We start from the raw sequence: 22,382 nt of genomic DNA, 5'->3' as shown, positions 1-22,382 counted from the left end.
GGTTCGGCGCACCAGGGCGGGCGCCCCGGGCGTCCCTCGCGGCTCGCGCCGGGGCGGGCGTCCTGGCGCTCACACGCCCTGGCGGTGCAGGGCCCCGCGCACCAGTTCCGCCACGCCCGCGTCCCCGCCGCCCGGCGGAGCCGCGACGCAGGACAGCGCGAGGCGCACGACCAGTTCGCAGGAGCGGGCGAGTTCGTGGGTGTCGGCGCGGTGCCGGCCGGGGCCCGCGAGGACCGCCACGGCCCGGTCGCGGACGATCGCCACCAGGTCGCCGGGCGAGGGCAGCGGCCCGTCGGCCCGCCGCTGCGCCGGCACGGCGGAGGACGACGGCACCGCGGAGAGCGTCGGCGCGGGCAGCCGCTCGCTCCAGCAGCCGGTGAGCATCGCCCGCACCAGGTCGTTGTCGCGGGCGCTGACGGCCGTCCACTCGGCGGTCGCGGCGAGCCGCTCACGGGCGTCGCTGTGGGTGGCGAGCGCGTGTTCGACGCCGGCGAGGTAGCCGTCGGCCTCCCGTCTGACGAGGGCCCGCGCGAGACCGTCCTTGCTGCCGAACTCGTTGTAGAGGGTCTGCCGGGACACGCCGGCCGCGGCGGCGACGTCCACCATCCGCACGGTGGCCCACGGCCGCCGGGCCAGCGCCGAACAGGCGGCATCGAGCAGGGACTCCCGCGCTCCAGGCACCATCGCCTCCCAGGGGAACGGACTGCGCCCAGATTTGACGGGCGCGGAGGCACTGTCAAGAGTCAGGCACCGCACGAGGGGTCGGCCTTCGGCCAACCGCGCGCCCGCCGGGGGCGACAGGCCACGGAAGGGCACCTGGTGGCCCCGTCATCCATCCGCCGGATAGCGTTCCCCCCATGCCGGACTATCTCGACGACCTGCGTCTCGCCCACGTCCTCGCGGACGCCGCCGACGCCGCCACCATGGACCGTTTCAAGGCCCTCGACCTCAAGGTGGAGACGAAACCGGACATGACCCCGGTCACCGAGGCCGACCGCGCGGCCGAGGAGATCATCCGCGGCCACCTCCACCGGGCCCGCCCCCGTGACGCGATCCTCGGGGAGGAGTTCGGGGTGGAGGGCACGGGGCCGCGCCGCTGGGTGATCGACCCGATCGACGGCACCAAGAACTACGTGCGGGGCGTCCCGGTCTGGGCCACCCTCATCTCCCTGATGGAGGCGGCCGAGGGCGGCTACCAGCCCGTCGTCGGGCTCGTCTCCGCGCCCGCGCTCGGCCGCCGCTGGTGGGCCGCCAAGGGCCACGGCGCGTTCACCGGGCGCAGCCTGACCTCCGCGAGCCGGCTGCGGGTCTCCAGCGTCGGCAAGCTCACCGACGCCTCGTTCGCGTACTCGTCGCTGACCGGCTGGGAGGAGCAGGGCCGGCTCAACGGCTTCCTCGACCTGACCCGCGAGGTGTGGCGCACCCGCGCGTACGGTGACTTCTGGCCGTACATGCTGGTCGCCGAGGGCGCCGTCGACCTCTGCGCCGAACCGGAGCTGTCGCTCTGGGACATGGCCGCCAACGCGATCATCGTCACCGAGTCGGGCGGCGCGTTCACCGGCCTCGACGGCCGTCCGGGCCCGCACAGCGGCAACGCGGCCGCGTCGAACGGGCTGCTCCACGACGATCTGCTCGGGTACCTCAACGAGCGCTCCTGAGCCTCACAAATGAGCGCGTGCGCCCTCAATTGGCGCCACGCGCCCCCTTGTTGACCCCCGCTTTGCCTGCCACTCTGAAGCCGACCCCCACTTGTGAACTTGTGAACCCCGAGTGGTCTCGGCGGTTCGTAGGAGGTGGCTTCAGACCATGCTCGTCCGCGACGCCATGAGCACGGTGGTCCTCACCATCGGCCCCGCCCACACCCTCCGCCAGGCGGCCACCCTGATGTCCTCGCGCCGGGTGGGCGCCGCCCTCGTCCTCGACCCCGACGCCGGAGGCATCGGGATCCTCACCGAACGGGACGTCCTGAACTCCGTCGGCCGGGGCCAGAACCCGGACGCGGAACCCACCCACGCCCACACCACCAACAACGTCGTCTTCGCGTCGCCGACCTGGACGCTGGAGGAGGCGGCCCGCACGATGGCGCACGGCGGCTTCCGCCACCTGGTGGTCCTGGACGGCGGCGAGCCCGCCGGGATCGTCTCGGTCCGCGACATCATCCGCTGCTGGGCACCGGTCAGGGCGCTGGCCTTCTAGACCGTCGCTCTCTGGACATAGTCCAGAACAGTATCCGCTCTAAAGTCACACCCATTCGGATTCTGGTCGTCCTCTGTTATGGTGGGCGGTATGAGCGACCTTCTGGAGCGGCTGCGCGGACGCGGATGGCGCATGACCGCGCAGCGGCGCGTCGTGGCCGAGGTACTCGACGGCGAGCACGTCCACCTGACGGCCGACGAGGTGCACTCCCGCGCCGTCGCCAAGCTCCCCGAGATCTCCCGGGCCACGGTCTACAACACGCTGGGCGAGCTGGTCTCGCTCGGCGAGGTGCTCGAGGTCAGCACCGACCGGCGCGCCAAGCGCTACGACCCGAACGCCCATCAGCCCCACCACCACCTGGTCTGCGCGCGCTGCGGAGCCATCAAGGACGTCCACCCGGTCGGCAACCCGATGGCCGACCTCCCCGACTCGGAGCGCTTCGGCTTCACCGTCTCGGACGTCGAGGTGACCTACCGGGGCGTCTGCCCGAACTGCGCGACGGCGTAACCCTTCCTTCCCGAGACCCCGGTCGGCCCGCGAGGGCGGCCGGGGTTTCGTGCTGCGCGCGGCCTTCCCGAATCTGACGCACCGTCATATCGTCGACGCCACCCACCGCTCACCGCTCCACCCGCACTCCTGTCCGCACGCCCGTGCGGACCCTGCCCGCACCTCCCGCACGACTGCCCGCACCTTGCACACGGTTGTCCGCACCTCCCGAACGACTACCCGCACCTTTCACACGGCCGTCCGCCCCATCCGCACGACTGCCCGCACCCCCTCCGCACGACCGTCCGCACCTTCCGCACCTTCCGCACTCCGCGAGGAGCCCCCGTGGGAGAGCCCCGCCCCGCACTCGAAGCCACCGGTCTGACCCGGACCTTCGGCCGCGCACCGCACGCCGTCGACGCCCTCGGCCCGCTCGAACTCACCGTCGCCACAGGTGAGTTCGTGTGTGTCGTGGGCCCTTCGGGCTGCGGGAAGTCCACGTTGCTGCGGATCGCCGCCGGGCTGCTGCGCCCCAGCACGGGCGCCCTGCGCATCCGCACCACGAGCCCGCGCCCGGCCGCCATGATCTTCCAGGACTACGGCATCTACGACTGGAAGACCGTCCGCGCCAACGTCCGCTTCGGCCTGGACGTGCAGCGGGTCCCGCGCCGGGAGGCCGACGCGCGCGCCGCCGCCTGGCTGGCCCGCATGGAGCTGACCGGGTTCGCGGACGCCTACCCGGCGACCCTCTCCGGCGGCATGCGGCAGCGGGTGGCGATCGCCCGAGCCCTCGCGGTGGAGCCCGAACTCCTGCTGATGGACGAGCCGTTCGCGGCCCTCGACGCCCAACTGCGCACGATCCTCCAGGACGAGCTGCTCGACCTCACCCAGACCACCCGCACCACCACCCTCTTCATCACGCACAGCCTGGAGGAGGCGCTGCTCCTCGGCGACCGCGTCCTGGTGATGTCGGCGCGCCCCGGCCGGATCATCGCCGAGCGCCGCCCGCCGTTCCCGCGCCCCCGCACCGGCGCCGTCCGCACCGCCCCCGAGTTCACCGCGCTCAAGGGCGAACTGTGGGATCTGCTGCGCGAGGAGGCGGTCCCGGCATGAGCGCGCTGCTGACCGACCGGCCCGAATCGGTCCTGGTCCGCCGGCCGGGCCCGGCCGAACTGGACCCGGCGCGCGCCCACCGCCGTCGCAGGACCGTAGAGCTTTCGCTGGCCCTCGCGGTGCCGCTGGCGCTGGTGCTGCTGTGGCAACTGGCCGCCGCGCGGGGCTGGATCGACGACCGCGTCTACCCCGCGCCGTCCACGATCGCGGCCGACGGCTGGGACCGGGCCGTCGCGGGCGAGCTGTGGCCCGACGTGCGGGCGACGCTCGGCCGGGTCCTGTCGGGCTACGCGATCGGCACCGCCGCGGGCTACGCGCTCGGCCTGCTGATGGGATCGCTCCCGCTGGTCAGGGCGGCCCTCGAACCGCTCCTCGACGCCCTGTACGTGGTCCCGAAGCTGGCGCTGCTGCCGGTCTTCCTCAACATGTTCGGGCTGGGCGAGGGCCCGCAGGTGGCGCTGGTGGCGGCGACCGTCTTCTTCTTCGTGTGGATCTCGACGATGTCCGCGGTGCTGGCCGTCCCGGCCGGCCACCGGGACGCCGGCCGGGTCTTCGGCGCCTCCCCGTGGCAGATGTTCCGCCATGTCCTGCTGCCCGCGTCGCTGCCCGAGGTTCTGGTCGGGGCGCGGATCGCGGCCGGGGTCGCGGTCCTGGTGATCGTCGCGTCGGAGCAGATCGCCGCGACGGACGGCCTGGGCCATCTGATCTTCGACTCGCGCGCCCTGTTCGAGAACGACGTGATGTTCACGGGCATCGTCTGCGTGGCGCTCCTGGGCGTCGTCTTCTCCGAACTGGTCCGGCTGCTGGGCCGGTTGCTGACGCCCTGGTCGCCGAGGGACAGCGGGAGGACCCGGACATGAGAAGCCGCCCGCGCGTCACCCCCGCGCTCGCGCTCGCCGTGACCCTCCTCACCGCGGCCGCCTGCTCCGCCCCGCGCGACGACGGGGCCGCCCCGGGCGCGGCCGGCCGGACCGTCACCCCGGTACGGGGGTGCGCGGCGAGGTCGTGGACGGACCCCGCCGACCGGTCGCCGACCCGCGCACCGGCCCGCTGCGCGCCCGGCACCCCCGCGCCGCACCGCCTGACGACCCGGAGGAAGCTGACCATCGCGACCGGCACCCTGAGCGCCGAATATGTGGCGCCCCTCGAAGTGGCCCTCGACAAGGGCGAGTTCGAGAAGGAGGGGCTGAAGGTGACACTGAAGGTGCTGCCGACTCCCGACGCGCTGCCGCTGCTGGCGGGCGGCGACATCGACGCGCTCTGGGCGGCCCCCGAGGCGGCGGTCATGAACGGGATCAGGGGCGGCTTCAACATCAGGTGGGTGGCGGGCAACTTCTCCCCCGACCCGGAGTCCAGGAGCGGCCTGTGGGCACGGCTGCGGGACGGCGAGACGGCGGCGGGGGTCCGGCTGGCGGGACGCTCACTGGGCACGATGATCGGCAAGGGGTCGGTGATCGCGTACCCGATGGAACGGGCGCTCAAGAGGCACGGGGGCGGCCTCGACCGGATCCGGTACCACCAGTTGGGCTCGGCGGACGTCCTGACGGCCCTGCGCAACGGCGGCGTCGACTCGGCGTGGCTCCTCGACCCGGTCTGGCGCACGGTGGACGGCGACCCCGGCTACGCGTTCCTCGGCGGCCAGCCCCTGGGGGAACCGCTGGGCGGCCTGCTGTACGGGCGGTCGCTGCTGCGCGACGACGTGGACGCGGGCGTCGCCCTGATGCGGGCCTACCTGCGCACCGTCGACACGTACTTCGGGGCCGACTACAAGTCCGACCCGGCGTTCGTGACGTACCTCTCCCGCCTCACGAAGATCGACGAACGGACGCTCAGGGCGACGCCGTCGCTGCGCGTGGACTGGGAGATCAGGGCCGGGACGACCGGGCGGCTCCAGGAGGCGTACGCGGCACAGGGGGCGACGGGCCGGGCCCGCCCGCTGCCGGAGTCGAGAACGGTGGACCGCAGCTACTACGCGGAGGCGGTGGGCCACCGCCCCTGACAACACCGAGGGCCGGAACACGGATGTGATCCGTGTTCCGGCCCTCGGCCTTCAGTAGCGGGGACAGGATTTGAACCTGCGACCTCTGGGTTATGAGCCCAGCGAGCTACCGAGCTGCTCCACCCCGCGTCGATGAACTGAACGTTACGTGATGGGTGAGGCAGGAGGCAAATCGCTTCGGGGCGGACCCTGCGAACGAGGTCGGAGAGGGGGCCCGTACCGGCTACGCGCCCTTGGGCGCCGCCTGCTGGACCACCTCGAAGGACCAGACCGTGGAGCCGGCGGCCGCGGGCTTCGGACGGTCGCCGCCGCCCTGGTGGGCCGCCTTCATCGGTCCTTCCATCCACGCCTGGAACGACTCCTCGTCACGCCACCGCGTGTACACCAGGTAGTCGTCGGTCCCCTCGACGGGCCGGAGCAGCTCGAACCACTCGAACCCGTCCGAGTTCTCGACGGCACCGGCGCGCGACGCGAAGCGCTTCTCCAGGGTCTCCCGCTGCTCGGCGGGAACGGTCAGCACGTTGATCTTGACTACGCTCATGAGCCCATCCTGCCGGACCCACACCCGACTTCGACGAGCGACCTGGACTGTGGCCGGGATCGGACGACGGGGGGCGGGGCGGGAGACTGGTGGACGGGTTCGGGCCGGCCGCCAGGATCGGGCAACGGAACGCGAGTCGGCCCGGCGAGCGGCCTCGGGCCCGTCTGCCGTGCGGCCGGCCGCTGCGGGCCGTCCGGGCCCGCCGACCGTAGGCGACAGCCGGACGCGGAACCGGTCCGACCCCCGACCCGGCGGGCGATCCCGGCCCCAGCGCCGACGAGCGACCTGGGCCGTGGCCGGGATCGGACGACGGGGGGCGGGGCGGGACATCAGCGAACGGTCCCGATCCCGGCCTCCGGATCAGCCCCCGGCCCGCGCCCGCCCTCGCGGGCCGTGTCCCGTCAGGCCGAGAGTTCCTCTCGGAGTGCGTCGCGCAGGCGGCCCGCGCGTTCGCCCACCTCGGGCGGGCCGAGCGCGACGGCGCGCGAGGCCCAGCGCTGGCCCTCCGCCAGTTCTCCGCGGCGCGCGTACACGAGCGCGAGCCGCAGCGCCGCCCGGCCGTGGCCCGCGTCGGCCGCCTTGGTCCACCACACGGCCGCCTCGGGCTCGCTCCCCTCCCGGGCCAGCAGCAGCCCCAGGTTGAACGCGCCGTTGCGCGACCCGGCCTCGGCGGCCTCCCGGTACCACCGGGCGGCCTCGACGACGTCACCGCGGGCGGCGGCCAGCATCCCGACCCGCACCTGGGAACGCCGGTGCCCCTGGGAGGCGGCCCGCTCGTACCACTCCTCGCACTCGGTCTTCTGGTGGACGATCTCCCCCAGCTCGTGCGCGGACTCCGGCGGGCGCCGCGCGTCGAGGACGGTGGCGAGCCGGTACGCGGCCTCCGCGTTGCCGCCTCCCGCCGCCCATCGCAGATACCGCTCGGCGTCGGACTCGTCACCGGCCCGCAGCCGCGCGATGCCGACCTGCAACGCCGCCTCGGTGTGCCCGGCAACGGCGGCCCGCTCGTACCAGCGCAGCGCGGACGCCTCCTCGCCGCGCCCGGCGAAGAGGATGCCGAGGTTGAAGGCCGCGTCGACGCTGCCGGCCTCGGCCGCCTTCGAGAACCACGGCTCGGCGCCCGTCGCGTCACCGCCCTGCAGAAGCAGGATGGCCAGCGCGTTGGCCGCCTCCCGGTGGCCGGCGTAGGCGGCGCGCCGGTACCACTGTTCGGCCTGCGCGGTGCGGCCCTGCTCGGCGCAGAGGAGCCCGAGGTTGTAGGCGCCGTTGTCGTCGCCCGCGTCCATCGCGGCCCGGTACCAGCGTTCGGCGGTCTGGTTCTGGCCGCGTTCGGCGTGCAGCGCGCCGAGCGCGTTCGCGGCGTTGCCGTCGCCCTCCTGGGCGGCCCGCAGCCACCAGACGGCGGCGCTCTCGGAGTCGCCCGCGTCGCGCAGCAGGAAGCCGAGGGCGCAGGCGGCGCGCGCGTCGCCGTCCTTGGCGGAGGTCAGGTACCAGCGCCCGGCCTCCTTGAGTTCGCCGCGCTTCTCCAGGATCGCGCCGAGGTGCAGCGCGGCCCGCTGGTGTCCGCGCGCGGCGGCCTGCCGGTACCACTGCTCTGCCTCGTCGGCCGGGCGGACCGCGCGCGCGGTCGCCTTCGCGCGGGGTGCGCCGGTGCCGCGGTCGGCGCGGGCGCCCCTGGTCATGATCTCCCGGCCGGCGCCCTGCGCGAGGGCGGACTTGCGGTCGAGGGCGCGGGCCAGCCGGTAGGCGGCTTCCCGGTGGCCGCGTTCGGCGGAGGCGCGCAGCCATGTCTCGGCGCCCGGGTCACCGCGGTGTTCGAGGAGGTCGGCGAGGGCGTAGGCGCCCAGCGCGTGGCCCTGTTCGGCGGACTGGCGCAGCCAGTACTCGGCGGCGGGTTCGTCGCCGCGCTCGCGGTGGTGGCGGCCGAGGGCGTGGGCGGCGGCGGCCGATCCGGCGACGGCCGCGATCCGCCACCAGCCGGCGGCTTCGTCGGGGTATCCGCGCTGGTGGAGGAGGACTCCGAGGTTGTTGGCCGCGGCCCGGTCGCCGGCCGCGGTGGCGGCCCGGAGCTGCGGCTCGGCTCCGTCGAGGTCGCCGCGGCGCAGCAGCATGGCGCCGAGGACGCTCATCGCGTCGACGTCACCCGCTTCCGCGGCGAGTCGCTGACGAAGTTCCTCGGCGGCCTCCTCCGCGGCTTCCACGGCATCGTCCCGCCCGGAGGGCTGCACAAATCGCCCGCTCTCGAACAGAGTTGCCTTGTCCCCCATAACGTCCATCGTCGCACCACCTGCAACCCGGGTACACCTGGTATACCGCAGCCAGTAGGGTCACTACAGCGTTTTGTCGACATGCCCACAGAACGACAAGTCAAACACGTCTTCGCCAACTCCCCACGTCGGCGCGGCCGTCTCCCCATCTCGGGACATGCGTTCGCACATGTCGAAGGCCCGGATCCTTTAAGGATCCGGGCCTTCGACTTCAGTAGCGGGGACAGGATTTGAACCTGCGACCTCTGGGTTATGAGCCCAGCGAGCTACCGAGCTGCTCCACCCCGCGCCGTTGTGTTGCAACCGTACCACGGCGCGGGGGGGGCAGTTGATCAGCGTCCCGGTCAGGGGCCGCCCGACCGGCGGCCGTCAGGCGCTGCTCGGACTTCTGCTGGCGCTCGGTGAGCCGCTGGGGCTCGGACTCGCCTCGCCGCCGCCGCTCGGCTTCTTCTTGTCGGCGGCGTTCTGCGCGTCCTCGGCCCGCCTGAGCGCGTCCTCAAGGTCCTTCTGGGCCTTGCCGTACGCCTCCCAGTCGTTCTTCTTCAGGGCGTCCTGGCCCGCGTCGAACGCCTTCTGGGCGTCTTCGAGCGCGCCCTGGACCGTCGGGTTCTCGGACGTCGGCGGCGGGTTGGTGGTGGTGTCGTCGTCAGGAGGCGACGTCCCGGTGTCCTGGGTGCCGAAGACCTTGTCGAGCGCCTGGTCCAGGGTGTCCTCGAAGGCGGTGTTGCCTCCGTAGGTCACCAGCACCTTTCTCAGCAGCGGGTACTTGAGCCCGCCACCGCGCACATAGACCGGTTCGACGTAGAGCAGTCCGCCGTCCAGCGGGACGGTGAGCAGGTTGCCGTACTCGATGTCGGAGTCGCCGCCCTTGAGCAGCTTGATCGATTCGGCGATGTCCTGTTCGGAGTTGAACTGGCTCTGGACCTGCTTGGGACCGTTGACCGTGGTGCTGGTCGGCAGTTTCAGGATTCTGATCTTGCCGTAGTCGCTGGTGCCCGCCTCCGCGTCGACCGACATGAACGCGCTCAGGTTGTCACGGCCGTTGGGCGTGAACGTCGTCGTGAGCGAGAACGCCTGCGCCTTCTGGTCCGGCATCTTCATGCTCAGGTAGTACGGCGGCACCGCGTTGCCCGACTTGTTGGTCGGGTCGTCCGGCACCTGCCACACCTCGCTGCCGGACAGGAACGTCTGCGCGTCCTTGACGTGGTAGCGGGTGAGGAGTTCGCGCTGCACCTTGAACAGGTCCTGCGGGTAGCGCAGATGGTCCATCAGGCCGGGGGAGATGGCGCTCTTGGACTGCACCGTGCCGGGGAAGGCCTTCATCCACGTCTTCAGGACGGGGTCCTTGGTGTCCCACTGGTAGAGCTTGACCTCGCCGGTGTACGCGTCGATGGTCGCCTTCACCGAGTTGCGGATGTAGTTGACCTGGTTCTGCTGGGCCACCACCGCACGGGAGTTGTTCGTCGCGGTCAGCGAGTCGGCCGTGGTGTCACCGAGCGTGGTCCGCGAGGCGTACGGGTACCCGTTGGTCGTCGTGTAGGCGTCGACGATCCACTGGATCTTGTTGCCGACGACGGCGGGATAGGCGTCGCCGTCGATGGTCAGCCAGGGGGCGACCGCCTCCACGCGCTCCTTGGGGGTGCGGTTGTAGAGGATCCGCGAACCCTCGCCGATGGCACCGGAGTACAGGATCTGCGGCTCGCTGAACGCCAGCGCGTACGCGGCCCGGTTGACCGGGCTCGACAGGCTGACGCCGCTCTTGCCCTGGTAGCTCGTGGTCTTCTCACCACTGTCGTCGGAGTAGTCGATCTCCTTCTGGGGACCGCCGACGATCGAGTACGTGGTGGTCTTCTCGCCGTAGTAGACCCGCTGCTGGTAGTCGCCCAGGTCACCCTTGGACGGCAGGTCGGACTCGGTGAAGACGGGCCGGCCCTCGGCGTCGGCCGTGGTGCCCTTGGCGGCGACCACGCCGTATCCGTGGGTGTAGCGGAAGTGGTCGTTGATCCAGTTGTTCTTCGGGATGCCGTTCAGGTTCAGCTCGCGCAGACCGATGACGGTGTCCTGGTCCTTGCCGTCCTTGCTGTACCGGTCCACGTCCAGGTTGGTCGGGAACGCGTAGTAGTTCCTGATCTGCTGGAGCTGCTGGAACGTCGGCGAGACGATGTTCGGGTCCAGGATGCGGATGCTCGCCGTGGAGTCCACGTCGTCGCGCAGCTTGGTCTTGTCCTTGGTGCTGCCGGTGCCCGAGTACTCGGTGACCTGCGCGTCGTCGATGCCGTAGGCCTCGCGCGTCGCCTTCAGGTTCTTGTTGACGTACGGGGCTTCCTTGGCCTGCTCGTTCGGCTGGACCTGGAACTTCTGGACGATCGCCGGGTAGAGCCCGCCGATCAGGATCGCCGAGAGGACCATCAGGCCGAAGCCGATCACCGGCAGCTGCCAGGTGCGCCGCCAGAGGGTGGCGAAGAACAGCGCCGCGCAGATCACGGCGATGCAGAACAGGATCGTCTTGGCCGGCAGATAGGCGTTGGCGTCGACGTACCGCAGACCGGTCCAGTTGTCCGTCGCCTTGAAGTCACTGGACTTCACGGCGAGTCCGTACCGGTCGAGCCAGTACGCGACCGCCTTGAGGGCGACGAAGATGCCGAGCAGCACCGACAGATGGCCGGTGGCGGCGGCCGTGGCGCGCGCGCCCGGGGACGTCACGCGCAGCCCGCCGTACAGGTAGTGGGTGAGCGCGGCGGCGATCAGCGAGAGGATCGCGGCGGCGAACCCGAAGCCCAGCAGGAACCGGTACCAGGGCAGGTCGAACGCGTAGAACGAGACGTCGAGCCGGAACTGCGGGTCCTTCTGTCCGAAGGGCACGCCGTTGACCCACATCAGCCAGGTCCGCCACTGACCGGCGGCCGAGGCACCCGCGATCAGGCCCACCAGCGCGGTGATCCCGAGGAGCAGCCACTTCTTGTAGGGCGCGACGCCCATCCGGTAGCGGTCCAGACTCTGCTGCTCCATGGACATGGCGCTCAGCGGCGGACGCAGCCGGTGCGCGAGCCAGACGTTGAAGCCGACCGCGACGGCCATCAGCAGGCCGAAGACGAAGAACAGGCCGATCTTGGTCCAGAGCGTGGTGGTGAAGACCGAGGAGTAGTTCACCGACCGGTACCAGAGCCAGTCCGTCCAGAAGCCCGCGAACATGGTGAACGCCATGCCGAGCACGGCAAGGACGCCCAGTGTCATGAGCAGGGTCCGGGCCCGCCGGGACGGGCGGCCGACTCTGATCCGTGGCCCCGTCGGGCCTCCGCCGCGGTCCGGCATCTGGAAAGCCAAGGTGGCACCTCGTGGTTCGCTGTCGATCCGTCAGGCCCGCGTTTTCGAGGACCTCCCGTGGCCCCCCGTCATCGTGGGCCCACACCTATGCAACTTACTCACCGCTTACTCGGTTCCCGATTCCGGGCGGGAACGAGGCAGGATTGTGACCATGTCCAACACTCCCATGGCGGCGAACCCGCTCACCCGGGCGGTACTCGAGATCGACGAGTACGCCTCCGGCCTCGGCTGGGACCAGCCCGCCCGCCTCTTCGCCCTCGTCGACACCGCACGGCTGCGGGTCCAGGAACCCGGCCTCGCGGCCCAGCTCGGTCTGGCCGACGAGGAGCGGGAGGCCGCCGCCCTCACCCCGATCGAGCAGGAGGAGATCCCCGCGGGCAAGCCGCTCGACGAGTTCCTCGCCACCATCGCCTGGCCCGACGCGGTGGTCGGCTGCGCGCTCACGGTGGAGCGGCTGATGCTGCCGCCGTCCGCCGAGGCGCAGGTCCCCCAGGGTCTGAACGAGGCGAAGCTGGCGAAGTGGGTGGCCGCGCACCCGGAGCGGCAGGAGGTCAGGATGACGGTCGCGGCGCTGCGCGACGGCGGCCGCGACTCCGCGGTCCGGCTGCGCGAGAAGGACACCCCGACGGAGGTGCTCACGGGCGCGGACCTGGTACCGGGTCTGGCGCAGGCGCTGGCGGCGACGTTCGAGGACTAGGGCCTCGCCCGGCCGGCTACGTGCCGCACTTCGGCAGGTCGGCGGTGTCCCCGGCGCGGATGTCCTTCAGGGCGCCGAGGGCGTCGCCGATGGTCTTCACCTTGACCAGGGTGAGGCCGTGCGGGGTGTCCTCGGCCGCGGCGGCGCAGTTGTCGGCGGGCGTCAGGAAGTACTGGGCGCCCTTGTCGCGCGCGCCGACCGTCTTCATCTCGATGCCGCCGATCGGCCCGACCTTGCCGTCGTCGTCGATCGTGCCGGTGCCGGCCACGAACGCGCCACCGGTGAGGCTGCCGGGGGTGAGCTTGTCGTAGATGCCGAGCGCGAACATCAGTCCCGCGCTCGGGCCGCCGACGTCGGCGAGCTTGATGTCGATGGTGAACGGGAACGTGTGGTCGGTCCCGGCGGAGATCCCGACGACGGCCCGCTCGGTGCCGCCGTCGTCGGAGGCCGCCGTCCTGACGGTGATCTCCTCGGTCCTGGCCGTCTCGCGCTGTTCCTTCTCGGCGTCGGCCTGCTCCTTGGCCGGCACGATCGTGAAGACGACGTTCTCGCCCGGCTTGTGCTTGGTCACCAGCTTGGCGACGTCGGCGGGCTCCTTGACGGCCGTCCCGTCGACGTCCTTGATGACGTCACCGGCGTGCAGCTTGCCCTCGGCGGGCGATCCCTTGACGACGGTGGAGACGATCACCCAGGACCGCACCGGGACGTCCAGCTCCTTCAGGGCGGCGACCTTGGCGCTCTCCTGGGACTGGCTGAACTCCTCGGCGTTCTCCTGGGTGGACTGCTCCTCGGTCTTGCCGTCCGGGTAGAGCGTGTCGTGCGGCACGACCTTGTTGTCGTGGGCGAGCCAGCCGTAGACCGCCTCGACGAGGTTCATGCGGTAGTCGGCACTGGTGACCCGCACGGTCGTCATGTTCAGGTGACCGCTGGTCGGGTACGTCTTGTGCCCGGAGATCTGGAGCACCGGTTCGCCGTCGTGGTCCCCGAGGGTGTTCACCGTCGGCCCGGGTGACATCTCCGAGTACGGCACGGGGGTGAGCACACCCGCGCACAGGAGCGCGATCAGCATCAGGGTGGAGGCGAGCATCGTCGCGGTGCGGCGTGGCATGCGAAGACAGTACGGGACGGAGCTGTCGGCGCACCGTCAGCCCCACGTCCGTCAGGTGCCGGTGTGGGACTTCTCCATGGCCGCCCGGAAGCGGGCGTAGCCGTCCAGCTCGGGGCCGTCGCTGCGGGCCCTGCGGGTGCGGTTGGCCCAGCTCCCCCACAGACCGGCACCGACCGCGGCGACCAGTGGGATCAACAACCAGACGAGTGCCGCCATGCCGACCTCCCGACCCAGACGAACGCGGACACCTGTGTGCGGACAGGCTCGCCCGGGAGCCACCGAGGGCGCGGACGGGCGAGCGCGGACAGGTGCGTGCGGATCATCACAGACAACTGACTGATCAGCAGATTAACCATCCGCACTGACAACGCTCCGACCCGGGGTGCGGTTACGCAACCGGAGGGGGGAACCGCATCAGCAGGCGCCGACCCACTCCTCCGTGCCGTCGGAGAACGTCTGGTGCTTCCAGATGGGCACCTCGCGCTTGAGGTCGTCGATCAGCTTCCGGCACGCCTCGAACGCCTCGCCCCGGTGCGGGCAGGAGACGGCGACGACCACCGCGAGGTCCCCGACGACGAGGTCACCGACCCGGTGGACGGCGGCCAGGGCGCGCACCGGGTACTCGGCGACGACCTTCTCGGCGATCCGCCGCATCTCGGCCTCGGCGGCGGGGTGGCAGGAGTAGCCGAGCCGGTCCACACCCGCGCCGCCGTCGTGGTTGCGCACGGTGCCCACGAACAGCGCGGTCCCGCCCGCGGCGGCGTCCCCGACGGCCCGGAACACCTCGTCGACGGAGAGCGGGCTCTCGCGGACGGCGATCAGCTTGACGGGGTCGTCGGCGGCCTGCTCGCCGGGATGGTCGGTGGGTGCCATGGCTCCATCGTGCCTCACCGGTCCGACACCCCGGAATACGACGTTCGCCCGGCACGCGCGCGTGCGCGCTTGGAGCCTCCTACAGGAGCGGCCCCGCCCGCGCGCGCGGGTTCAGATCCGGCGCCGGGCCTTGCGGGCCCGCCGCACCACGGCCGCTGCGCCCAGCAGCGCCACCGTCGCACCGGCCGCGCCCGCCGCCGTCGCGTCCTTGCGGCCGAGCCGGCGTCCCACGACCGTGTGCCGCCCCGAGACCTCCGCGAGCAGCTCCGCGAGCACCTCCTCGTTGGTCCACCGGGGCCGCCAGCCCGCGTCGTGCAGCCTGCTCCCGCTGATCACCCAGGGGTACATCGTGTAGGCGAGGTCACCGGCGGGGGACGGCGTCAGACCGATCCGGTGCAGCCGGGCCGCGGCCCCGAGGGCGACCGCCGACGGCAGCTCCATGCGCCGGATGCCGCTCAGCTCCTCGACCTGCTCCTGTTCGAGCCAGCCCTCGCAGCCGACGGCCAGTTCGCCGTCGACCTTCTCCAGGACGGCGTACTCCAGGGCGCCGCACAGGTCCTCGACGTGGCAGAACTGCCACGCGGGCCGCGAACCGGCGACCACCAGCAGCCGGGGCGACTCGAAGTACCTGGTCAGCGCGGTGTCGGTGCCGCCGACGAGGACGGCGGGGCGGACCACCGTCACATTGAGCCCGGGGTGCGCCCGAGGGGCACGCCGGGCCAGCCGTTCGATCTCCAGGAGGTCGCCGACGCCGGTGGCCTCGGCCGTGGCGCGCAGCTCCGCGTCCTCCGACAGCGGCAGCTCGTTGTCCGGGAGCGCCCCGTAGACCATCGCGGACGTGCACAGCACGACCCGGTGGACGCCGGCCGCCGCGGCGGCCGTCAGCACGGTCTGCGTCCCCCGGACGTTGTAGGCCGTCCGGGCGGCGGAGTCGGTCTCCAGGTCGAGGTCGAGCGCGAGGTGCACGACCACGTCGGCGCCACGCAGCTTCTCCGCGATGGCCGGATCGCGGACGTCGAGGATGTGCCACTGGGCGGCCGCGCAGTCGCCGCGCCGCTCGTCGATCGCGATGACCTGCTTGACCTCGTCCGAGGCGGCGAGCCGCTCGGTGAGCAGTGCTCCGACTCCGGACGCGGCGCCCGTGACCGCGACGACGGGCCCGCGCGAGGCGGGACGGGTTGACTCGTTTCGCGCTGCGCGAACCTGAGGATCTGGGGAACTCACCGGGCGTCTCCAGCGGTTGTCTTCAGTACGGACCCGAGTGACGCGTCCGTACCAGGTGGCATCCATCCTGCCGCAGGCCACGAGTCGGCGGAGCACCGAGGCCCGAACCGCGCGCGGTGTCTACGCTGGGTGGTGTTATCGGGCAGTCGTGCCGTCGGAGCCAACCGGCGGCCCTAGGAGCCGAGGAATCCCGTGAGTGACACCCCATTCGGATTCGGCCTTCCGCCGGAGGAGCCGGAAGACGGCGACGAGGGCAAGAAGAAGGACCAGCAGGGCGGTGGTGGTCAGGGACCGGCCAATCCGTTCGGATTCGGGCCGGCCGGCGCCGGGGGCGGCGACAACCCGCTCGCCGCGATGTTCGGCTCCCTGAACCCCACCGACCTGGGCGCCGCGTTCCAGCAGCTGGGCCAGATGCTCTCCTACGAGGGCGGCCCGGTGAACTGGGACATGGCCAAGCAGATCGCCCGCCAGACGGTCGCGCAGGGCACGTCGGACGGCACCAAGGACGCGAGCGTCGGCCCCGCCGAGCGCACCGCCGTCGAGGAGGCCGTGCGCCTGGCCGACCTCTGGCTCGACGACGCGACGTCCCTGCCGTCGGGCGCGGGCTCCGCGGTGGCCTGGTCGCGCGCGGAGTGGGTCGAGGCGACCCTCCCGGCCTGGCAGGAGCTGGTCGACCCGGTCGCCGAGCGGGTCGGCGCGGCGATGGGCGATGTCCTGCCGGAGGAGATGCAGGCCATGGCGGGCCCGCTGATCGGCATGATGCGCTCCATGGGCGGCGCCATGTTCGGCACCCAGATCGGGCAGGCCGTCGGCGTGCTCGCGGGCGAGGTCGTCGGCTCCACCGACATCGGCCTGCCGCTCACCCCGGCCGGGAAGGCCGCGCTGCTGCCGGTGAACGTCGAGGCGTTCGGCAAGGACCTGGGCGTGCCCAAGGAGGAGGTGCGGCTGTACCTCGCCCTGCGCGAGGCGGCCCACCAGCGTCTCTTCGCGCATGTGCCGTGGCTGCGCTCGCACCTGTTCGGCGCGGTCGACGGCTACGCGCGCGGCATCAAGGTCGACACCGCCAAGCTGGAGGACGTGGTCGGCCAGTTCGACCCGCAGAACCCGGAGCAGCTCCAGGACGCCCTTCAGCAGGGCATGTTCCAGCCGGAGGACACCCCGCAGCAGAAGGCGGCCCTGGCCCGTCTGGAGACGGCGCTCGCGCTCGTCGAGGGCTGGGTGGACGCGGTGGTGCACGCGGCGGCGAAGCCGCGTCTGTCGTCCGCCGACGCGCTGCGCGAGACCCTGCGCAGGCGCCGGGCGAGCGGCGGCCCCGCGGAGCAGACGTTCGCGACGCTGATCGGCCTCGAACTGCGTCCGCGCCGGCTGCGGGACGCCTCCCGGCTCTGGGCGTCGCTCACGGACGCGCGCGGGGTCGACGGCCGGGACAACCTGTGGGCCCACCCGGACATGCTGCCGACCGCCTCCGACCTCGACGACCCGGACGGCTTCGTCCACCGCGAGCAGCTGGACTTCTCCGAGCTGGACAAGATGCTCGGCGAGGCGGCGGACAGGCCCGACCTGCGCAAGAAGGACGCTGCCGAGGGCGACGACCCCACCGACGGCACCCCCCGCGACGGCAAGGGCGACAGCAAGGGCGACAGCAAGGGCGACGACGGCGAGTGAGCCTGCACGACGACGCGATCCTCGTCCTGAAGGGGTACGGGAGCCGGACGCAGGGGCCTGACCAGGCCGATCGGACCGGCGGGGACGAGCGGGACCGATCAGCCCAGGAGGCGCTGCGGCAGACCTACCTCGACCATCTGTCGGCGCACCCCGACGCCATGTGGAAGGCGTGCGAGGCCGGACACCTCACGGCCAGCGCCCTGGTGATCGACCCGGCGCGGGGGCGGGTCCTGCTCACCCTGCACAGGAAGCTGCGGATGTGGCTCCAGATGGGCGGCCACTGCGAGCCGCAGGACCCGTCCGTGGCGGCGGCGGCGCTGCGCGAGGCCACCGAGGAGTCGGGGGTCGCGGGGCTGACGCTGCTGCCGGGCGGCCCGGTGCGGCTCGACCGGCACGCGATCCCGGCGCCGTGCCACTGGCACCTGGACGTCCAGTACGCCGTCCTCGCGCCGCCCGGCGCGGTCGAGGCGATCAGCGACGAGTCACTCGATCTGCGCTGGTTCCGCTACGACGAGGTGGCCGGGGTGGCGGACGCCTCGGTGGTGAACCTGCTGGAGGCGGCGCGCGCCCGCCTCTGAGGCGGTGCGCGGGCCGGCGCGGCGGGCGCGGGCCAGGTGGCGACCGCAGGGTACGACCCGTCCGCCGCCCGCGCGGCGGGTGGCGACCGCGGGGTGCGACCCGTCCGCCCCCGCGCGATGCTCCGCATCAGCCGCACCAGCCGTGCTGGCCGCCTCCGCGGCGGGCGCCCCGCGCGGACCGTGCGACCCGCGTGGTCAGCCCGGCCGGGTAAGGGGCGCCTGCCATGGCGGGCGCCCCTTACCCGCGCTCGGGCGGGCGGGCCTTCGCGGCTCAGCTCCAGACGTTGCCCTGGTTCTGTCCGTGGGCGCCCTGCTGCCCCATGCCGAACTGCGCGGCGATCCCGCCGCCGATCTGGGCGTTCTGCGGCGGCAGCAGCTCGCTGGGCTGGACGAGCGCGTAGCCGCTGCCCATGAAGCTCAGCTCCCAGCCCTCACCGGTGTTGCCCCGGCGCCGCCACACCCCGGAGGAGTGCGTCTGGGCCTGCATCTGCACCCGCAGCCCGGTCGACCAGGCGACGATCGCGTCGGCGTCGCAGTTGACGTACTTGTCGGGCGTCACCTGCATGAGCAGCGGCGCACCCGACGTCATGAGGGCGACCCGGCCGTGTCCCGTGATGTTGAGCTGGTACTTCCCCGAACCGGAGATGCCGTAGAGGCTGTCGACGGCGATGACCTCGTGGTGCAGCGTGGAGTCCATCGCCAGCACATAGGCGCTGTCGACGGTCAGCCCCTCCTGCTCCACGTCCATCACATGGACGTGCTGGGCGAGGTTGGCGAGGTAGACCGTGCCCTGCCCGTGGCAGCGCATCAGGTCGAGCCCCTCGCCGGTGTACGCACGCGCGCGTCCCTGCTGGTTGCTCTGGAACTCGGCGTCGAACTCGACGAGCCCCTGGTAGGCGACCATCGAGCCCTTGCGGGCGAGAAGGTCGTCGTGGCCCTCCAGGGTGACGCGCAGCATCTGCTGGTTCTGCAGACTCCAGCGGTCCTGGCTCTGGAGGTCGTTGTAGGCGAAAAGCGAGCTCTGCATGACTGTTCCGGCTCCCCCTCAGCCCCGCACCCGAAGGCGGTCGGTGCTGTCCTCGCTGGGCTGGACGACGACGATCCCCTGACCGGAGAAGGCCATCTGGTAGGCCTCACCGCTGCCGCGGCCGATCAGCGACTGCGCCTTGAAGCTGCGCTTCCCCTTCACCTTCAGGTTCGGCGACCAGGCGACGAGCGCGTCCGGGTCGACGTACGTCTCGTCCTCGCCGCCCCCGCAGTCGACGACGACGGGGGTGCCGCGGGAGGTCAGCGCGACCCAGCCCTGGCCGGAGATCCTGGTGTTCCACAGGCCCTGGCCGGCGAACTTCGCGAGCCCCTTGACCCGCTCGACCCCCCACGTCAGCTGGGCGTCGAAGGCGAGCAGGTTGGTGGCGTTGACGGAGATGCCGTCGCCGTCGAGGTGGATGACGACGACGTCGGCGCCGTAGTCGGCGAGGTAGAGCAGTCCGTCGCCCGAGCACTTCATCAGGGGAGCGCCCTCGCCCGTGGCCCAGTCGCGGGCGATCTGGCGCACGGCGGGCGGGTTGGGCTCGTACTGGATGAAGCCTTCGTAGGCGACCATCGAGCCCACGCGCGCGAGGAGGTCGCTCCCGCTCTGGAGGGCGACCTTCAGCATGTGGTTGCCGTGGTTCTCCATACGGGCGGTGACGGGTGCGGGCGCGTAGCCCGCGAGCGGCTGGTTCATGACGGGCTCCCTCAGACCTCGTACGGCTGGACGACGATGAAGTTGCCGGGAGCGCCCCGGAACTGGAGGTTGACGCTCTCCCCGGTGTCGCCCGCGTAGGCGTTGCGGCGCATCCGCACCTGGCTGGAGACGATCACCTGGGAGGCGGCCGACCAGGCGACGACCGCGTTGCAGTCGGCGAACGTGGTGGGCGTGACCGGCAGGACGACGGGCGTGCCGTGGGTCTGCACGATGATCGTGCCGGTGCCCTGGAACTGCATCGTGAACAGCGCGCCCCCGGGGATGCCGTGGCCCTCGATGCGGCGCACCTCGTACTGGAGGCTCTCGTCGAAGGCGAGGACGTTCTCCGAGGAGACGCAGATCGCGTCGCCCTGGAGCTCGACCGGGTGCAGATAGGTGGCGGAGTCGGCGAGGAACACCTGGCCCTGCCCGGTGCAGCGCATCAGCTGCATCTCCTGGCCGGTGGCGTTGCCGACGACGCGGCCGGCGAAACCGGCGCCCTTGTAGCTGAAGTCGACCTTGCCCTGGTAGAGCACCATGCTGCCCTGCCGGGCCAGCACGGGCTGGCCGCCGATGCCGAGGTCGACGCGGACGAGCTTCTTGTTCTGCTGCGTCCAGCGCTGTCCGGTCGGCGTCTCCTTGTACTTCTGGAGCGCGGCGGAGACCCCGGAGCCGCCCTGGGGAGCGCCCTGCGGCACCCCGTACTGGGTGGGCGTGGCCCCGTAGGGGGCGCCCCCGAACTGGGGGGCCTGCTGTCCCGGTACCTGCATCTGCCCGAAGGGCGGCTGCTGTCCGTAGCCGGGCGGTGGGCCCTGCTGGCCGTAGCCGGGCGGCGGACCCGGGGCGGGCGGGGCGCCCGGCGGCTGGGTCTGGCCGTAGCCGGGCGGCAGGGGGGCGCTCGGCGCCTGGTGCTGTCCGTAGGGCGCGGGCGCGGGGCCCGGGGGCGGTACGGGGGCGCCGCCCGGCCCGGTCAGGGGCGCGATGATCGTCGGCGCGGCGTGCACGTCGGCCAGCGGGGGCGGGGTGGGTCCCGGGGGCGGCGGGGCGTATCCCTGCGGGGCGGGGGCAGGCGCGGGTGCCTGGGCGGGGGCAGGCGCGGGAGCCGACGGGGGCGCGAAGGCGGGCGGGGCGAAGCCCGGGACCGCGCCGGTCTGCGGCTGCTGCGCCTGCTGCGGCACCTGGGGAGTCTCCTCCTCCAGCACCTCGCCGCCGAAGTTCTTCAGCAGCGCGTCGAGGCCGCCGTCGAAGCCCTGTCCGACGGCCGCGAACCGCCACACGTCCTTCAGGTAGAAGTCGCCCAGCATCACGGCGCGCTCGGTGGAGAACTCCGAGCCGTCGAACGCGTACCTGGCCACCTCCTCGCCGCCGGCGACGATCCTGAGGTACCCGGGGCCGATCTGCGACATCTGCCCGGCGCCGTCGAGGGTCGCCGTGAACGACAGTTTCCGGATCCGCGCGGGGACGCGGTCGAGCGTGATCCGGAAGGACTCCGTGTCGCCCGCCTGCGCGCCCAGCAGCTGGATGGACTCCTCGGGGGACTTCGGCTGGTTGAAGAAGACGAAGTAGGCGTCGTCGGAGAGCCGTTCGTCGGCGTCGAGCCCGAAGCAGCTGATGTCGAAGGTCAGCCCCGGACCGCTGATCTGCACGCCTACGTACAGATCGGTGCCCGCGGTGAGATCACTGATCCTGGCCTTGTGGCCGCGTTGGAATTGCCTGGCCATGCGTAACGACCGTCCCCCATCCCGATACGAGTGCGTCGCGTCAGGCTAACGGCAAAGTCCGACACCGCGAGGGGTCGGTACAGACCCGGTACACAACGCCCACGCGCCGTGCGGCGCCGCTCACTCGTCGCGAGCGCCCGGCGCGTGCGGCAGCCGGTCGGCGGCGACGACCCCCTCCAGATACCCGCGCGCCCGCTCGGTGCGCGGGTATCCGTCCAGCAGCCGCCAGAACCGGGGGCCGTGGCCGGGCACCAGCAGATGGGCGAGTTCGTGCAGCAGCACGTAGTCGACGACGTACTCGGGCATGCCCTGGAGGCGGTGCGACAGGCGGATGCTGCCCTCGGAGGGGGTGCAGGAGCCCCAGCGGGTGTTCTGGTTGGTGACCCAGCGCACCGAGGCGGGCCTGGCACGGCCCTGGAAGTACTGCTCGGACAGCCGCCCAGCGCGCTCCGCCAGCTCGTCGTCGCCGAGGACCCGTTTGCTCTCCTGCGCGGCGAGTTTGTCGAGCATGACGCTCACCCAGCGCTGCTCCTCCGCCTCGGACATCCGGGCGGGGATGAGCACGACGGTGCGATCGCCGTCGCGGTACGCGGAGACCGTCCGGCGTCGACGGTCGCTCCTGCGCACCTCGATCGCGCTGGCCCCGCTCGGCGGCTGGCTCTTGGTACTGCGCTGTGGTGCTCCGGCGCGGTGCAGTGGGTCGGCGGACACGCCCCGACGTTACCCGCTGCACACGCGGGAAGTCCCGACCCCGGGACGGTTCGGTGTCGCCGCCCCGCCAAGCGCTTGATTAGTACGACGAATATCCACCGCCTGTGGACAACTCTCGGCACGGACCGGCGGGGTCCGTGCATGCTGGCAGTC

Annotated in this window: 21 protein-coding genes and 2 tRNA genes; 9 read left to right on the top strand and 14 right to left on the bottom strand. The window is 72.1% G+C overall.

The annotated features are described in order from the left end of the window. Window positions 1–69: 69 nt before the first annotated feature. Window positions 70–684: a TetR/AcrR family transcriptional regulator gene (locus tag DDJ31_RS25490; RefSeq protein WP_127178050.1), complete on the bottom strand. Its 615-nt coding sequence runs from the start codon at window positions 682–684 to the stop codon at window positions 70–72. A gap of 173 nt (window positions 685–857) precedes the next feature. On the opposite strand from DDJ31_RS25490, the gene hisN reads away from it, so the two are divergent. The 6 genes from hisN to DDJ31_RS25460 all read left to right on the top strand — a co-directional run bounded on the left by hisN (window position 858) and on the right by DDJ31_RS25460 (window position 5,794). Next, on the top strand, window positions 858–1,658 hold the full coding sequence (hisN, locus tag DDJ31_RS25485) for a histidinol-phosphatase (protein WP_127178051.1): 801 nt from the start codon (window positions 858–860) through the stop codon (window positions 1,656–1,658). A gap of 148 nt (window positions 1,659–1,806) precedes the next feature. Further along, window positions 1,807–2,196, top strand: a complete 390-nt coding sequence (locus DDJ31_RS25480) for a CBS domain-containing protein (RefSeq protein ID WP_127178052.1) — start codon at window positions 1,807–1,809, stop codon at window positions 2,194–2,196. A gap of 90 nt (window positions 2,197–2,286) precedes the next feature. After that, entirely contained in the window at window positions 2,287–2,703 is a 417-nt protein-coding gene (locus DDJ31_RS25475) for a Fur family transcriptional regulator (protein WP_127178053.1), read from the top strand. Window positions 2,704–3,027: 324 nt separating this feature from the next. Beyond that, complete coding sequence (locus DDJ31_RS25470) at window positions 3,028–3,795, top strand: ABC transporter ATP-binding protein (RefSeq protein WP_127178054.1); 768 nt, start codon at window positions 3,028–3,030, stop codon at window positions 3,793–3,795. Then, on the top strand, window positions 3,792–4,655 hold the full coding sequence (locus tag DDJ31_RS25465) for an ABC transporter permease (RefSeq protein WP_127178055.1): 864 nt from the start codon (window positions 3,792–3,794) through the stop codon (window positions 4,653–4,655). Before DDJ31_RS25470 ends, DDJ31_RS25465 begins: the two co-directional genes overlap by 4 nt. Continuing rightward, window positions 4,652–5,794: an ABC transporter substrate-binding protein gene (locus tag DDJ31_RS25460; protein ID WP_127178056.1), complete on the top strand. Its 1,143-nt coding sequence runs from the start codon at window positions 4,652–4,654 to the stop codon at window positions 5,792–5,794. The genes DDJ31_RS25465 and DDJ31_RS25460 overlap by 4 nt, the downstream gene beginning before the upstream one ends. Before the next feature lie 55 nt (window positions 5,795–5,849). Here the strand turns inward: DDJ31_RS25460 and DDJ31_RS25455 are convergent. From DDJ31_RS25455 to DDJ31_RS25435, 5 genes are all read right to left on the bottom strand, one after another. Then, window positions 5,850–5,923 (bottom strand) — tRNA-Met (locus tag DDJ31_RS25455). Window positions 5,924–6,017: 94 nt separating this feature from the next. Beyond that, entirely contained in the window at window positions 6,018–6,335 is a 318-nt protein-coding gene (locus tag DDJ31_RS25450) for an antibiotic biosynthesis monooxygenase family protein (RefSeq protein WP_127178057.1), read from the bottom strand. A 401-nt stretch (window positions 6,336–6,736) separates the two neighbouring features. Continuing rightward, window positions 6,737–8,611, bottom strand: a complete 1,875-nt coding sequence (locus DDJ31_RS25445) for a tetratricopeptide repeat protein (RefSeq protein ID WP_127178058.1) — start codon at window positions 8,609–8,611, stop codon at window positions 6,737–6,739. A 206-nt stretch (window positions 8,612–8,817) separates the two neighbouring features. Continuing rightward, window positions 8,818–8,891, bottom strand: a tRNA-Met gene (locus tag DDJ31_RS25440). Between the two features lie 80 nt (window positions 8,892–8,971). After that, a complete protein-coding gene (locus DDJ31_RS25435) occupies window positions 8,972–11,914 on the bottom strand; it encodes a UPF0182 family membrane protein (RefSeq protein WP_127182604.1) in 2,943 nt (980 codons plus the stop codon). Between the two features lie 163 nt (window positions 11,915–12,077). Between DDJ31_RS25435 and DDJ31_RS25430 the strand changes: the two genes are divergently transcribed. Next, window positions 12,078–12,623 (top strand): PPA1309 family protein, encoded by a 546-nt coding sequence (locus DDJ31_RS25430; protein ID WP_127178059.1) that lies wholly within the window; start codon window positions 12,078–12,080, stop codon window positions 12,621–12,623. Between the two features lie 16 nt (window positions 12,624–12,639). Here DDJ31_RS25430 and DDJ31_RS25425 read toward each other — a convergent pair whose 3' ends face one another. From DDJ31_RS25425 to DDJ31_RS25410, 4 genes are all read right to left on the bottom strand, one after another. Next, window positions 12,640–13,731, bottom strand: a complete 1,092-nt coding sequence (locus DDJ31_RS25425) for a YlbL family protein (protein ID WP_127178060.1) — start codon at window positions 13,729–13,731, stop codon at window positions 12,640–12,642. Between the two features lie 51 nt (window positions 13,732–13,782). Then, window positions 13,783–13,947 (bottom strand): hypothetical protein, encoded by a 165-nt coding sequence (locus DDJ31_RS25420; protein WP_164784896.1) that lies wholly within the window; start codon window positions 13,945–13,947, stop codon window positions 13,783–13,785. Window positions 13,948–14,145: 198 nt separating this feature from the next. Beyond that, on the bottom strand, window positions 14,146–14,604 hold the full coding sequence (locus DDJ31_RS25415) for a molybdenum cofactor biosynthesis protein MoaE (protein WP_127178061.1): 459 nt from the start codon (window positions 14,602–14,604) through the stop codon (window positions 14,146–14,148). 111 nt (window positions 14,605–14,715) lie between these two features. Beyond that, window positions 14,716–15,828: an SDR family oxidoreductase gene (locus DDJ31_RS25410; RefSeq protein WP_127178062.1), complete on the bottom strand. Its 1,113-nt coding sequence runs from the start codon at window positions 15,826–15,828 to the stop codon at window positions 14,716–14,718. A gap of 192 nt (window positions 15,829–16,020) precedes the next feature. On the opposite strand from DDJ31_RS25410, the gene DDJ31_RS25405 reads away from it, so the two are divergent. Both DDJ31_RS25405 and DDJ31_RS25400 read left to right on the top strand, forming a co-directional pair. Beyond that, window positions 16,021–17,493, top strand: a complete 1,473-nt coding sequence (locus tag DDJ31_RS25405; RefSeq protein WP_127178063.1) for a zinc-dependent metalloprotease — start codon at window positions 16,021–16,023, stop codon at window positions 17,491–17,493. Then, entirely contained in the window at window positions 17,490–18,071 is a 582-nt protein-coding gene (locus DDJ31_RS25400) for an NUDIX hydrolase (RefSeq protein ID WP_127178064.1), read from the top strand. Before DDJ31_RS25405 ends, DDJ31_RS25400 begins: the two co-directional genes overlap by 4 nt. Window positions 18,072–18,342: 271 nt before the next feature. On the opposite strand, the gene DDJ31_RS25395 is transcribed toward DDJ31_RS25400, so the two are convergent. The 4 genes from DDJ31_RS25395 to DDJ31_RS25380 form a co-directional block, all read right to left on the bottom strand. Then, a complete protein-coding gene (locus DDJ31_RS25395) occupies window positions 18,343–19,098 on the bottom strand; it encodes an AIM24 family protein (RefSeq protein ID WP_127178065.1) in 756 nt (251 codons plus the stop codon). Between the two features lie 18 nt (window positions 19,099–19,116). Further along, window positions 19,117–19,797 carry an AIM24 family protein gene (locus DDJ31_RS25390; RefSeq protein ID WP_127178066.1) on the bottom strand — a complete coding sequence of 227 codons (681 nt, stop codon included), beginning with the start codon at window positions 19,795–19,797 and terminating at the stop codon, window positions 19,117–19,119. 11 nt (window positions 19,798–19,808) lie between these two features. Then, the gene (locus tag DDJ31_RS25385; RefSeq protein WP_127178067.1) at window positions 19,809–21,518 is read right to left on the bottom strand and encodes a TerD family protein; all 1,710 of its coding nucleotides are present in this window, start codon (window positions 21,516–21,518) and stop codon (window positions 19,809–19,811) included. 120 nt (window positions 21,519–21,638) lie between these two features. Next, complete coding sequence (locus DDJ31_RS25380) at window positions 21,639–22,229, bottom strand: M48 metallopeptidase family protein (RefSeq protein ID WP_127178068.1); 591 nt, start codon at window positions 22,227–22,229, stop codon at window positions 21,639–21,641. Window positions 22,230–22,382: the final 153 nt, after the last annotated feature.

It is taken from the genome of Streptomyces griseoviridis (genome assembly GCF_005222485.1).
In the GTDB taxonomy this organism is placed as follows: domain Bacteria; phylum Actinomycetota; class Actinomycetes; order Streptomycetales; family Streptomycetaceae; genus Streptomyces; species Streptomyces hintoniae.
Note: the sequence above shows the minus strand (reverse complement) of the source record. Positions and strands in the feature narration are given on the sequence as shown.